The sequence below is a fragment of the Polaribacter septentrionalilitoris genome (assembly GCF_009832745.1).
GTDB classification, from domain to species: Bacteria; Bacteroidota; Bacteroidia; order Flavobacteriales; family Flavobacteriaceae; genus Polaribacter; species Polaribacter septentrionalilitoris.
Window position 1 is genome coordinate 472,546 of sequence record NZ_VRMJ01000033.1, and the last position, 13,469, is coordinate 486,014.

The 13,469-nt window shown below is 31.5% G+C and carries 12 protein-coding genes; 8 read left to right on the plus strand and 4 right to left on the minus strand.

Going from position 1 to position 13,469, the window contains the following annotated elements:
* Positions 1–68 precede the first annotated feature (68 nt).
* The 7 genes from atpG to FP421_RS09470 all read left to right on the plus strand — a co-directional run bounded on the left by atpG (position 69) and on the right by FP421_RS09470 (position 6,359).
* On the plus strand, positions 69–935 hold the full coding sequence (gene atpG, locus FP421_RS09440) for an ATP synthase F1 subunit gamma (protein ID WP_159949886.1): 867 nt from the start codon (positions 69–71) through the stop codon (positions 933–935).
* 170 nt (positions 936–1,105) lie between these two features.
* Complete coding sequence (locus FP421_RS09445) at positions 1,106–1,558, plus strand: hypothetical protein (protein ID WP_159949888.1); 453 nt, start codon at positions 1,106–1,108, stop codon at positions 1,556–1,558.
* Between the two features lie 121 nt (positions 1,559–1,679).
* Entirely contained in the window at positions 1,680–2,612 is a 933-nt protein-coding gene (locus tag FP421_RS09450) for a hypothetical protein (RefSeq protein WP_159949890.1), read from the plus strand.
* A 320-nt stretch (positions 2,613–2,932) separates the two neighbouring features.
* Complete coding sequence (locus FP421_RS09455) at positions 2,933–3,685, plus strand: SDR family NAD(P)-dependent oxidoreductase (RefSeq protein ID WP_159949892.1); 753 nt, start codon at positions 2,933–2,935, stop codon at positions 3,683–3,685.
* Positions 3,686–3,687: 2 nt separating this feature from the next.
* Positions 3,688–4,551, plus strand: coding sequence for an aldo/keto reductase (locus tag FP421_RS09460; protein WP_159949894.1), 864 nt, complete (start codon positions 3,688–3,690; stop codon positions 4,549–4,551).
* 1 nt (position 4,552) lies between these two features.
* Entirely contained in the window at positions 4,553–5,692 is a 1,140-nt protein-coding gene (locus FP421_RS09465; RefSeq protein ID WP_159949896.1) for an ATP-binding protein, read from the plus strand.
* Positions 5,693–5,744: 52 nt separating this feature from the next.
* Positions 5,745–6,359 (plus strand): class I SAM-dependent methyltransferase, encoded by a 615-nt coding sequence (locus tag FP421_RS09470; RefSeq protein ID WP_159949974.1) that lies wholly within the window; start codon positions 5,745–5,747, stop codon positions 6,357–6,359.
* A 153-nt stretch (positions 6,360–6,512) separates the two neighbouring features.
* Here FP421_RS09470 and FP421_RS09475 read toward each other — a convergent pair whose 3' ends face one another.
* A complete protein-coding gene (locus FP421_RS09475) occupies positions 6,513–9,161 on the minus strand; it encodes a T9SS type A sorting domain-containing protein (protein ID WP_159949898.1) in 2,649 nt (882 codons plus the stop codon).
* A gap of 207 nt (positions 9,162–9,368) precedes the next feature.
* On the minus strand, positions 9,369–10,910 hold the full coding sequence (amaB, locus tag FP421_RS09480; protein ID WP_159949900.1) for an L-piperidine-6-carboxylate dehydrogenase: 1,542 nt from the start codon (positions 10,908–10,910) through the stop codon (positions 9,369–9,371).
* Between the two features lie 113 nt (positions 10,911–11,023).
* Here amaB and FP421_RS09485 point away from each other — a divergent pair, with 113 nt between their 5' ends.
* Positions 11,024–12,076 carry an isoaspartyl peptidase/L-asparaginase family protein gene (locus FP421_RS09485; RefSeq protein ID WP_159949902.1) on the plus strand — a complete coding sequence of 351 codons (1,053 nt, stop codon included), beginning with the start codon at positions 11,024–11,026 and terminating at the stop codon, positions 12,074–12,076.
* On the opposite strand, the gene FP421_RS09490 is transcribed toward FP421_RS09485, so the two are convergent.
* Both FP421_RS09490 and FP421_RS09495 read right to left on the minus strand, forming a co-directional pair.
* Positions 12,064–12,408, minus strand: coding sequence for a hypothetical protein (locus FP421_RS09490; protein WP_159949904.1), 345 nt, complete (start codon positions 12,406–12,408; stop codon positions 12,064–12,066). The genes FP421_RS09485 and FP421_RS09490 overlap by 13 nt on opposite strands.
* 122 nt (positions 12,409–12,530) lie before the next feature.
* Positions 12,531–13,469 (minus strand): outer membrane beta-barrel protein (locus FP421_RS09495; protein WP_236548088.1); only part of this gene is annotated, 939 nt, incomplete at its 5' end.

Below are 13,469 nucleotides of genomic sequence, written 5' to 3' on the forward strand. Positions count from 1 at the left end.
TAGACGTTAGTTTATAGCTTTTAGACAGTACGACTAAAAACTAAAGACTAATAACTAACAACTAAAGTATGGCAAACTTAAAAGAAATACGTAATAGAATTACCTCTATTAAATCAACAATGCAGATTACATCTGCCATGAAAATGGTGTCTGCTGCAAAGTTGAAAAAAGCACAAGATGCAATTACGGCAATGCGCCCTTATTCATCTAAACTAACTGAATTATTGCAAAATTTAAGTGCAACTTTAGATAGTGATGCTGGTGGAGTATATTCTACACAAAGAGAGGTTTCTAAAGTTTTATTAGTAGTAGTAACTTCAAATAGAGGTTTGTGTGGTGGTTTTAATTCATCAATTACAAAAGAAGTTATTAAAACTGTTAATGAAAAATACAGTAAAGTTGAAGTAGATTTATTTGCTATCGGTAAAAAAGGTGGTGATGTTCTATCAAAACAATTTAATATTTTAGATTCTAGAAACGATATTTTTGACGATTTAACGTTTGATAATGTTGCTGCAATCGCAGATAAATTAATGAGTTTGTTTGCAGAAGGAACCTATGATAAAATTGAAGTTCTTTACAATCAGTTTAAAAATGCTGCTACTCAAATTCCTCAAGTAGAACAATTCTTACCAATTAAACCAATTGAAGGTGGAGATGAATCAGCAGTAAACTCTGATTATATCTTTGAACCATCTAAAGAAGAAATTGTAGAAGCTTTAATACCTAAGTCTTTAAAAACTCAGTTATATAAAGCTATAAGAGATAGTTTTGCCTCAGAACACGGAGCACGTATGACTGCAATGCACAAAGCAACAGACAATGCAACTGAATTAAGAGACGAATTATTATTAACCTATAACAAAGCACGTCAAGCTGCAATTACTAACGAAATCTTAGAAATTGTTGGTGGTGCAGAGGCACTTAATAATTAGGCAAAGCCAAATTATTAAAAAGAAGCTTGTCACTTAATAATTAGGCAAAGCCAAATTATTAAAGTGAGCTGAAGCTTTGAATAATACATACATTTTAGAAAAGCGAACCAATTTGGTTCGCTTTTTTTATATCTTGGCATATCATTTGATTTTATAAAAAAAAACATAATATGAACACAATGAAAATGTTATCTATATTAGCAATAGTTTTCACCTTTTTTCAGTGCGGAAGCTCAAAATTTGTAACTAATCCTCCATTTAAAATTAATTCTGCAGAATATAATACATGGGTTGGAGGTTTACCAGGTGTTAGCGGTATTAATGTAAAAATTAAATTGAAAGAAAAATCTACTATCCAGTTTGATTCACTTTATTTTAAAATGCGTGTAACTAAGGTAGAAACTAAAAACTCTACTTTATTAATTGCCAATTACAGCACTTCAAAAAAGAATCCTTCTGATATAATTTTAGATATAGACCCAAAAAAAGAACTAAAAAATCAAATTCCTAGACAACAAACAATTCCTTTTGAGTTAGAAGAAAACGAAGCAGTATTGAGTTATCAGTTTAAAGGAAAAACAAGATATATAAAAATTAAGGATATCAAAAAAAGCAAAAAATAGCTATTATCCTAAAAGTAGGTAAAGTTCTGAATATCAATTAAAAAACCATTCAATCAAGAGTGGTTTTTCTTTTTGGCACGCAATTTGAATATTCATAAGCATAACCATAAAACTAGAGCTTATGAAATCAATAAAATTACTACTCGCAACGATTATTACTGGAGCATTCCTAAGCTCGTGTACAACAATTTTTAATGATCCTTTTCTAGAATATGAACCTACTTTAGAAGAAGTAGTTTCTGATTATGATTTATGGTACATAGATTATCATAGAACAACAGGAAATGGAGATATTCCTTATGTTTCTAAAGCATTTACATTATCATTTGTAAACGGAATTCTATATGCCAACAACAATATTGTAGATATTGGTAGAACAGGAAATGGTTTAGGAATTGATGTAGGTACATACAATACTTTTAATGGTTTGTTAGAAACCAATCATGATTTAGATGGTGCAAACGATTTTGAAGTAACAATTGTATCAAATAATGAAATTAGACTATACAATTTTAGACAGAATGTAAGTTATTACTTAGTAGGATATCAAGTAAATCAGTTTGATTATGATAGGTTATTCTATGAAAACATTGAATACTTTTTACAAGAATATATTGCTTGGGAAAAAGTAGATGTTCAAGGTGGTTTAGAAAGTGCATTTGATGATGAAAACTACCTAGCATTTACACCAGAGAATATAACAACGTTTTATAGTTCTCAAGACAACTTTGGCACACAAGTTGATTATATTAATTGGGATTATGTAGGAGGATATGAAATCTTTGATGTTGAAGGTTTTGAAGATTTAAAAATTTTAACATTGAATTATGATGGTGGAGATATCGAAGAGTTCGAATTGAGCGTTATAAATGATGGAAGGGTTAGATTGTACAATATCAATTCTGAAACAACTTACGATTTTGCTGGTAAAGGATTCATACAATTCTTAAAAGGAGGAAAAAAGAAAATTGAAGCAAAAGATATTGTAAGGAATGATGGGAGAAAACGTACTAAAGTAATAAGAAAAGTAAAGACAAGAAGAAATTTAAAATAAAGTTTGGTTAGTTGATTTTTGGTTGGTTATTTCTCAATAACCAATTGAAAGAGAAACCGTCCTGAGGAGGACGGTTTTTTCTTTGTTAACAATTGATGAAAAATTAACAATTAGAAAGTATTCTTTTGTAAGATGATTTTATAATTTTATCAATAGTAGCGTGTCTGAGTTCTTTAAAGAGAAAATTAATAGGTCATTTCGACGTTATGGAGAAATCTAAAAGCAATAATTAGACTTTATCAAGTCCATTTTATTTTGTTTATAATGGCATTTTCAATGTTCTTTTTAGACATTCTTATTATTAATACTAATATTATCATATGAATCAAACTGCACTTATCACTGGAGCAACATCAGGAATTGGAAAAGCAACCGCAGAAATTTTTGCAAAAAACAACATTCGGTTAATTCTTTGTGGAAGAAGATTAGAACGATTACTTGAACTTCAAGAAAAACTGAGTACACAAACAGAAGTTGCTATTTTACAGTTTGATGTTTCGAAGAGAGAAGAAGTAGAAAAAGCAATCAATTCTCTTTCAGAAAAATTCAATCACATAGATATTTTAATCAATAATGCAGGAAATGCACATGGATTATCAACCCTACAAGAGGGTAATATTGATGATTGGGATAAAATGATGGACATTAATGTAAAAGGATTGTTATACGTATCAAAAGCAATTATTCCACAAATGACAAAACGCAATAATGGTTTTATTGTGAATATTGGCTCAATTGCTGGAAAAGAGGTATATCCTAATGGAAATGTGTATTGTGCTTCTAAACATGCTGTAAATGCCTTAAACAAGGCAATGAGAATAGATTTAAACAAACATAATATTCGTGTTTCAGGAATTCACCCTGGAGCAGTAGAAACCGAGTTTTCTGATGTGCGTTTTAAAGGTGATACAAAAAAAGCAAAATCTGTGTATACTGGTTACAAAGCATTGCAAGCAGAAGATATTGCAGACATCATTTATTTTGTGATCTCTAGACCTTATCATGTAAATATCGAAGATTTAGTAGTGTATCCTACAGCACAAGCAAGTGCTACAATTTTGAATAGAGATTAAAGATGGCAAAATCAGAAATAATAATTGGATGCATGTCTTGGGGAAAATGGGGCAAACAATTTTCTACTCAAGAAGCTACAGATCTAATTCAGTTTTGTGTAGAACATGGAAATACCGCTTTCGATCATGCTGATATTTATGGAGATTATACCACAGAAGCTGAATTTGGAAAAGCATTTGTAGAAAGTGGAATTGCCAGAGAAGAAATTCAATTAGTTTCTAAGTGCGGTATCCAACTTGTTGGAGAAACAAGAAACAATAAAGTAAAACACTATAATTATTCAAAAGAGTATATTATTAACAGTGCAGAGCAATCATTAAAAAATTTAAAAACAGATTATTTAGATACTTTTTTGTTGCATAGACCAAGCCCATTAATGCATCCTAATGAAATTGTAGAAGCAATTACCAAATTAAAAGAAACAGGAAAAATCATCAACTTTGGAGTATCAAACTTTACACCTTCGCAAGTGGATTTAATTGCAGATAAAATTCCTGTTTCTGTAAACCAAATAGAATTTTCTTTAACACAACATGCTGCAATGCAAGATGGAAGTTTAGATCAAATACTACAAAAAAACATGCAACCTATGTGTTGGAGTCCTTTAGGAACTGTGTTTAGAGCAGAAAATAATCAAACTAAAAGAATAAAAACTGTTTTAAAAACCTTATCAGAAAAATATGCTGTAACAGAAAACATTCTTTTATTAAGTTGGATTTTAAAACATCCTGCAAAAATTTCTCCTGTTATTGGAACCACAAATAAAGCAAGAATTATAAATGCTAATAAAGCACTTGTTTTAGACTTAGATACAGAAGATTGGTTTGCGTTATTAGAAGCTAGTAGAGGATTAGAAACGGCTTAAAATGATCAATAAAAGACTTTTAATCAAAAACCTACTTTCTCATAATGATGAGAATAGTTTTTATGATAAGAAGCAAAAAATCTCATTAGAAACAAAAGACGGAAAAGCTAAGTTTTTAAAACACATTTGTGCGCTTTCAAACTCTAACCCTAAAAACAATTCATACATCGTTATTGGTATAGAAGACACTGCAAACAAAATTATTGGTGTCGATTTTTTTGATGATAGTAAAATTCAAAATTTAGTGAATGCGTATTTAGAAAATCCGCCAAAAATTGAATATGAAAACGTACCTTTTCCAAGACTACAACGTCATAAAGTGGTGGGTTTGGTTACAATTTACCCAAATAATACCATTACATCTCTCAAAAAAAATGCTTGGAAATACAGAAAAGGAACTTCTTTTTACAGAAGAGGTAGCAATTCTATGCCTGCATCTGCAAGTTTTGAATTAAGAAATACCAATGCAACAATTGTAGAGGCGATAGAAACTAATGCACGTAATAATATCGAATTGACTTTAGATGGTGTTTTCGATTTCATGAAGCATCATAAGTCAGAATTCAATCCCCAATACAAAGTTTTTAATGAACAGTTTGTGTTGTGTTGGGCAGGAAAAAAGAAAATAATTAAAGGTGAAAAATATTTTACTAGAGTAGATATCGAACTTATTAACGAACAAGTAAAGCTCTTTTTTTCTGCTTTAGATGATGTTCAAATTACCTACAATCAAAAATCTTTTATTGTTACAGAGTACATTTTTTTGGGTTTAGAACAACAAGAAAAATACTATCCTTTAGAAAAAACCATTATCAATTTTAAAGAAAATGGAAAACATGATATTGTAAAAGAGTTTTTGTTTGTTCCTCCAAAATTTGATCCAGCAATCATTCATCATATTTACATCAGTAATTCACTCATTGTTTCTAAGATAGAGAAAAAAATTCCGCTTTCTGACGCAGAACGTCAAGATATATTGCGCTTGCCAACCAACTATTTAATTTGCTATTTGCATGGATTTTTAGAGATTGCAGAGCAATTAAAAAAGGCCAAAAACTACATTAAAAATTTAGAAGATAAAACTACGTATATCAAATACAAAGAAGCGATGAGAATCATTAGAAAAGTGAAATATAATTAGTGATTTGAGTCAGTTGAAAAGAAATAAAACACCTTGGCCAACAAATAAAGCCATGGAACAAGTGTATGAAATGAAACTTTGGGGTAGTAATAATTCTGAGTTTTATTCTGGTGATGGCTCTCACAATCCTACAATTATACATCCTTATTTAGAGGTGGTTGCAACTTTTTTAAGGTCTTTTAAAAATCCAATAACGGTTTGCGATTTAGGTTGTGGAGATTTTAATATCGGAAAGCAATTAGTAGACTTCACACAACATTATTTTGCAATTGATATTGTACCTCAATTGATAGCATACAATAAAAAAAAGCATCAAAAACCGAATTTAGAATTTTGGTGTTTGGACATTTCTAAAGAGAATTTACCAAAAGCAGATTGTGTGATTCTAAGACAAGTATTGCAACATTTATCTAATAAAGAAGTACAAAAAATTATTGAAAAGCTAAAAAACTACAAGTACATTCTGCTAACAGAACATCTACCTAAAGGAGATTTTACCCCCAATAAAGACATTATTTCCGGACAAGGGATTCGGATTAAAAAACAAAGCGGAATAGACTTGTTAGCAGCTCCTTTTCATTTAAAAGTAACATCAACAAAAGAGTTGTCAAGAACTAACTTAGAGAATAATAAAGGAGTTATTGTAACTGCATTGTATGTTTTGTAGAAAAAGAATGGTAGTTGCGTTTAACGGTTAGTATAAGAGCAGTAGCGAATTAAAACACACCTACTTTTCTACAAGCAATATACTTAATTAAACCCAAAAACGGTTTGAGTATTCACCCAAACCGCTATTGTTTTTATACCTTGTTGGCATTAGTTATTCTTTTATGAATTTTGAAGAATAGATGCCTTCGTCATTATAGACTTTTATAATCAGTATGCCTGTACTTATATCCTCAACATTCACGGTTTTTGAATTTTTAATACTTTTTACTAACTGACCAGTTAATGAGTATATTTCAATAAGACTTACATTCTCGACATCTACAGTAACAGTTCTTTTTACCGGGTTTGGGTAAACATTAATACTAAAAGAATCAGAATTTAGATCATTTACACCTAATGCTGAATCATCCCAAACAATTGGTGTACCTCTAAATGAACGTCCATTTTCCATAGTTAAATGTTCTAGAACACTTAATGTTGAATTTGTAAGATCAAAGGCTACTAGAGTTCCATAGCCATTCATTCCTCCTGTTCTAGAAGTAGAGTATAACTTGTCATTGTAAAGTGTCCAGCCTGCGCTAAAACCGCCTCCATCTTGATCTCTATCAAAACTATATTCAATGCTATAAACATTCGTTGTCATATCATACGAAAATAAGTGTCCGTGGTTATTTGATCCAAGGAAATTTGTAGAACCATATAGCTTTCCATTATACTCGGTAAGTATGCTATTTGTAGTTCTAACATCTGATTCAAAAATATGTTCTACTTGAAAAGTAAATGTTGTTGTATCCAATGAATAAATAACAGCTCTGTTTTCACTTGCTCCAGTTCCTAGTATGCTAGCATCGGTCATACCGTAGATTCTTCCATTAGATGCAAGCATAATATTATCCGTCATATGACCATATTGATTGGTGGAATGTGTATTTGAGTATGACGTTAACGTTGCTGTATTTAAATCATATACTTCAACATTATTTACTGCAGCCATTACAATTTTACCACTAGGTAATTCGATAACTCCAGGAGTAACTTTTATTTCAGTGATTGAAGATGTATAATCATAAATTCTTTGCGCAGGATTGGTTAAATCATGCTCCATTAAACTTAAATCGTTATACGGGCCGTTGGTTGAATAAGTTGTATAATAAACATTTCCATTAGAGGCTAAAAGAGGTCTATTCATCCATTGACTTTGAGCATATTCATCATTGAGATGCGCTGCAAAAGGATCTTCTAAATGTTGAACTGTTCCTGTAACAACATTAAAAAGAGCTAAACTACCATGTTCATTTTGAGCTACAGGGTCTCCGGAAGTATTTGGACCTCCTTTACCAATATATCCAATAAAAGTAGTTTCATTAAGTTGGGTAAGTTCGCCAATAATTGTTCTTCCTTCTCTGCAACCGTGAGATTTTAATATTGTGTTTTGACCTGTTGCAATGTTGTGAGAAAAAATCGCCCCAGCACCACCTTCAGAACCATTTCTAGTAGATCCAATAACATTTCCATTATCCACTAATATTCCAAACTCAGTATTGTAACCTGGTTTTGTTGGATCTGTTTCATCACCTGTCAAAATAATTTCGAACATATTAGTAGTGTAATCATAAGACCACATTTGAGATCCATCCGCGGAGAATGAGCATGTACCAAAAATTTTACTCCCACTTACTTGCATTCCAGTACCAGAAGCTAAAGCTAAACCAACAGGAAAATCAAAGACTTTAAGGTAAGCGCCTGTTCCAATATTATATTGAATAATAGTACCAGTATTGTGGGCGCCTCCAAAACGCGTAGTGACATACATTTTAGCATCGTTAGCTTGTACAATACCAGCAGGCTCACTTCCTAAAATCGCTATGTCTGTGAAGAGAATACTCCATTCACTAACTGTTGTGTTATTTGTTAAATTATAACTCCATACACCACCACCCCAATTACTTGTAGCGTTAAAACGGTCTTTAGTACCATAAATAGTATTAATTGTTGGGTTATAAAACATTTGACCATGTGCATGATCCATAACCCAACCTGCAGCGCTTAGGGAATTTACATATGATAATTGATCCGTACTCGTATCTATCTTGTACAGGTATCCTTCTTCATTATTCGTTGCGTTACTATTCTTTCTACAAAGACCATAAATGTTATTCCCATCTCCTTTAATTAAAGCAGTTATGGGCAAATGACCTACATCGTTTTGTGGATCTTTAAAACTACCAATCACTTTATATTCTCCTGTGTTGGTGTCAAATTTCCAAATACCGCCTCGATTGGCTACGCCACCCATTAAGGCAATTCCATAAAACACACCAGGGCTAGCTTCAAGAGCAGTATAACCAGGAGCATTTAAATCATTATCAAAAGCATCAGACGGAACTAGCAAATCACTATGCCATTCTTGGTTTCCAATAAATGAATGTAAGATGTCCACTTTTCCTGTTGTGGGGTCATAACTATAGAATGCGCCTCTTGATCTTCTTGCTGGGTAGTAAGCAGCAGACTGGCTACCACTCGTTGAAGTATTTACGCCATAGTATTTACCATCAGAGCCTAGTGTCAAGCCTCCATTGTATTCATCAGTTCCGAAGGCAGTTTCTAGTAGAAGGTTAAAACCATACAAAGGATTACCTTCTAAGCTTAATTGGTTACTTGTTGTATTTGAATTGAGATCATAACTAACAATAGACCCATTGGAGTTGTCTCCTCCAAATTCTGATGTAAAAAGTAGTTTTTGACTAAAACCTTTAGTTAAAAGGGAAACTAGTATTATAAAAAGTAATTTTGTTTTCATACGATATCAAGTTAAAAGGTTGATACTAAAGATACGTATTTTTTTTATTAATGCCAACTACAATGATAAAATGATAAGGTGAGTTTTAATTCATTTTATCAGAAGTTAAACGAACTTAGCAGATTTTTTTAGAAAGTCAAATTGCTAAAGTGAAAAACCAACTCTAAAAAGAGTTGGTTTTTATTGTTGTTAACTATTTAAAACTGCTTATAAGTCAAACTTTATTCCTTGCGCTAAAGGTAAATCAGCAGTATAATTTATGGTATTGGTTTGTCTTCTCATGTATACTTTCCAAGCATCAGAACCAGATTCACGTCCACCACCAGTTTCTTTTTCGCCACCAAAAGCACCACCAATTTCAGCACCAGAAGTACCTATATTTACATTCGCTATTCCACAATCTGAACCTGCAACAGATAAAAAAGCTTCAGCTTCACGTAAATTATTAGTCATAATTGCAGAGGATAAACCTTGTGCTACTCCATTCTGAATTTTCAAAGCATTGTTTACATCACCTGCATATTTTAATAAATATAAAACAGGAGCAAATGTTTCATGTTGTACAATTTCAAATGAGTTTTTAGCTTCTGCAATGGCAGGTTTTACATAACAACCACTCTCATAGCCATCACCATAGAGAACACCACCATGTACAACAATTTTCCCACCTTCTTCTACAACTCTTTCTAAAGCATTTACATACATATTTACAGCATCTTTATCAATTAAAGGCCCTACATGATTATTTTCATCCAAAGGATTTCCAATTCGTAATTGTTTATAAGCTTTTACAATCGCTTCTTTTACTTTATCATAAACAGACTCATGAATAATTAACCTTCTGGTTGATGTACACCTTTGTCCTGCAGTTCCTACCGCTCCAAAAACAGCACCAATCACAGTCATTTTAATATCTGCATCTGGGGTAACAATAATAGCATTATTACCACCTAATTCTAACAACGTTTTCCCTAAACGTCCTGCAACTTCTTTGGCTACAATTTTTCCCATTCGTGTGCTTCCTGTTGCAGATACCAAAGGTATTTGAGTGTCTTTGGTCATGAATTCACCAACTTTATAGTTTCCATTAATCAAACAAGAAATTCCTTCTGGTAAGTCGTTTTTAGCAAAAACTTCAGCAGCAATATTTTGACATGCAATACCACATAAAGGTGTTTTTTCACTTGGTTTCCAAACACAAACATCACCACAAACCCAAGCTAAAGCAGTGTTCCATGCCCAAACAGCTACAGGAAAGTTAAATGCAGAAATAATTCCTACAATTCCTAAAGGATGATATTGTTCGTACATTCTATGTCCTGGTCGTTCAGAATGCATGGTTAAACCATGCAATTGACGAGAAAGACCTACTGCAAAATCGCAGATATCAATCATTTCTTGTACTTCTCCTAATCCTTCTTGATAGCTTTTTCCCATCTCGTAAGAAACTAATTTCCCTAGAGCTTCTTTTTTCTCACGTAATTTTTCTCCAAACTGACGTACAATTTCTCCTCTTAACGGAGCAGGTTTTGATCGCCAAGAAACAAAAGCTGCTGAAGCAGTTTTCATTACTTTATCATAATCTTCTTTTGTGGTTGTTTTAACTTTACCAATCAACTTTCCATCAACAGGAGAATAACTCTCAATCACTTCTCCGTTCGAAAAATTATGTTGTCCAGTTGATGTTCCATCATTAACATCTTTTACTCCTAAAATATCTAAAGTTTCTTTTATTCCAAAGTCTGTCATTTTGCAGTTCCGTTTTTGTTGTTTACATTCGAAGAACGAATTTACAAATAATTTCACAGATTAATAAATTAAACAAAAACAATAATTTTTGTTTAATTTTAAACAAAATAAATATGAAAAAATTACTTTTTATTTTATCATTTGTACTGATTTCTTTTGGATGTCAGCAAGAAAAATCATCAGCTAAAAAAGAAACTCCTAAAAAGGTGAATGATTTTGCGATTATTATTCATGGTGGAGCTGGTACAATTTTAAAGAAAAATATGACTGCTAAAAAAGAAGCAGCTTATAAAGCAAAATTAGAAGAAGCGATTAAAGTAGGTCATACCATCTTAAAAAATGGAGGAACAAGTACAGAAGCAGTTCAAAAAACCATTCAAGTAATGGAAGAATCTCCTTTATTTAATGCAGGTAAAGGTGCTGTTTTTACACACGAAGAAACCAATGAGTTGGATGCTTCTTTTATGGATGGAAAAACCTTAAATGCAGGTGCAGTTGCAGGAGTTACAAACGTAAAAAGCCCCATAGAATTGGCAATAAAAGTAATGACAGATTCAGATCATGTAATGTTATCAGGAAAAGGAGCCTCAATTTTTGCCAAAGAAAAAGGATTAGAAATTGTAGATCCTAGTTATTTTTATACAGAAAATCGTTTTAAATCTTTACAAAGAATAAAAGACAGAGAAAAAACCCAACTAGATCATGATGATAAAAAAGCTGCTTTTTATGATGCAGATATTAAAAATTCAAAATTTGGTACAGTTGGTTGTGTAGCTTTAGATAAAAATGGAAACATAGCAGCAGGTACATCAACAGGAGGAATGACCAATAAACGCTGGGGAAGAATAGGTGATGCACCAATTATTGGTTCTGGTACGTATGCAAATAACAGAACTTGTGGAGTTTCTTCTACAGGTTGGGGTGAGTATTTTATAAGAAGTCAGGTTGCTTACGATATTTCTGCACAAATGGAATATCAACAAAAAACATTGAAAGAAGCAACAACAGATGTGATTCAAAATAAATTAACAAAACTTGGTGGTACAGGAGGTGTTGTGGCCCTTGATAAAAATGGAAATATGTCTTTTGAGTTCAATACAGCAGGTATGTACAGAGCTTCTATGGATGATACCGGAAAATTAATTGTAAAAATTTATAAAGAATAGCTCAACCATTTTTCTGGAATAGGGGCTAATGTTAACTCAATTTTTTCTGATTTAATTTTTTTCTTATATCCTAATCGTGAAATTTTTGGGATAGATAAATAAATACCATGTCGTTTATTAATAAGCTCTAAAACTTCATGAATAGATCTTTTGGTACATAAAACCAAACTATTCATCATGGCATTAGATTCTATTTCTAAGTCGTAAAAATCGGTATAATATTTAGGTTCATTATCTTGATAAATTACCCATTGCGTATTCTTTTTATTAGGAATTTCAATAATTTTTTTTGTTCCGAACAAAGTTCTGTAAGTAGTAGCGAGTAAAGTCATATTAGTTTCTTAAAACAATTATTTTTTCAAACTTAACTAGTTATTCCTGTTTTGTTAATTTTTTTAGATGTCTGGTAGGTATGAAACGTTAGTTTGTATTAGTTTCAAGTTAAAAATATTCTTTAAAAACGATATTTTAAACCAGTATATATGCCAACATTAAAAGGTCTAAATCCATTAGATCGCTGACTAAAAGTGTTTAGTTGTGCCTTAAACATTGGGTTAAGGTTAAAAGACCAATGATTATTGATTAGATAATTAAAATCTAATCCTAAATTTCCACTAAAATTTAGAGCGTTTAAATTATTGGCTAATCCAGAAGTTGATATAAATTGACTGCTTATATCAATTTTATTTTGAGTTAAAAATAGCGAACTAAATCCTCCTACAATTTCGGTGTTAAACTTTTTAGTGTTGTAAAAACTATATTTTATTTCTACTGGAATTTCTATATAGCCGTAATTTTGAGACAAATCTCCTGATAACGTGTTTAAGCGAGCAAAAGAGTTACTAACCAAATCTGTATTATTAGCAATAGCGTTATTTTCGAGCACTTTAGAATTCTGATTGTTGAAAATGATATTAGAATTCACAGAATTTGTAATAACACCTATAACCACGTTGTTATTTCTAAACCTTGTTTCTAGTACATGAATACCAGATTGAATTGTCCATTTAGAATTCAATTTGTAATTTACTTGTACTCCGTAAGAAACTGAGTTTTGACCTCTTGTAGAAGAGGATAAATTTTGATTTATTGGTGATGATTTAGAAAAAGAATTGGAACTCAATACAGCAAAAGTAGGTGCAATTGACCATCTTTTTTTAAGATCTGAAGTAGAAAAAATACTATCTGTTTTTTTAATCGCTTTTGTAAAATCTATTTTTTTAGATTCATTTTTTTGGAGATGATTAAATTTCTTGTCTGAAGTTTGTACTTTAGCTACCGTATTTTTTTTCTGAATATTTTTTTCAATTTTAGTAGTTTTTTTCGTTGAATTATCACCTAAAAAAATCTTTTCCATAGCTTTTTTTGTGCTAACTAATTTCTTTGTTTCACC

What these genes read in the sequence shown, in the direction of transcription:
- FP421_RS09470 (WP_159949974.1), top strand. Translation starts at nt 5,745, where the DNA reads ATGGAACAAGTGTATGAAATGAAACTTTGGGGTAGTAATAATTCTGAG.
- FP421_RS09465 (WP_159949896.1), top strand. Translation starts at nt 4,553, where the DNA reads ATGATCAATAAAAGACTTTTAATCAAAAACCTACTTTCTCATAATGAT.
- FP421_RS09455 (WP_159949892.1), top strand. Translation starts at nt 2,933, where the DNA reads ATGAATCAAACTGCACTTATCACTGGAGCAACATCAGGAATTGGAAAA.
- FP421_RS09475 (WP_159949898.1), bottom strand. Translation starts at nt 9,161, where the DNA reads ATGAAAACAAAATTACTTTTTATAATACTAGTTTCCCTTTTAACTAAA.
- FP421_RS09450 (WP_159949890.1), top strand. Translation starts at nt 1,680, where the DNA reads ATGAAATCAATAAAATTACTACTCGCAACGATTATTACTGGAGCATTC.
- FP421_RS09485 (WP_159949902.1), top strand. Translation starts at nt 11,024, where the DNA reads ATGAAAAAATTACTTTTTATTTTATCATTTGTACTGATTTCTTTTGGA.
- FP421_RS09460 (WP_159949894.1), top strand. Translation starts at nt 3,688, where the DNA reads ATGGCAAAATCAGAAATAATAATTGGATGCATGTCTTGGGGAAAATGG.
- amaB (WP_159949900.1), bottom strand. Translation starts at nt 10,910, where the DNA reads ATGACAGACTTTGGAATAAAAGAAACTTTAGATATTTTAGGAGTAAAA.
- FP421_RS09490 (WP_159949904.1), bottom strand. Translation starts at nt 12,408, where the DNA reads ATGACTTTACTCGCTACTACTTACAGAACTTTGTTCGGAACAAAAAAA.
- FP421_RS09445 (WP_159949888.1), top strand. Translation starts at nt 1,106, where the DNA reads ATGAACACAATGAAAATGTTATCTATATTAGCAATAGTTTTCACCTTT.
- atpG (WP_159949886.1), top strand. Translation starts at nt 69, where the DNA reads ATGGCAAACTTAAAAGAAATACGTAATAGAATTACCTCTATTAAATCA.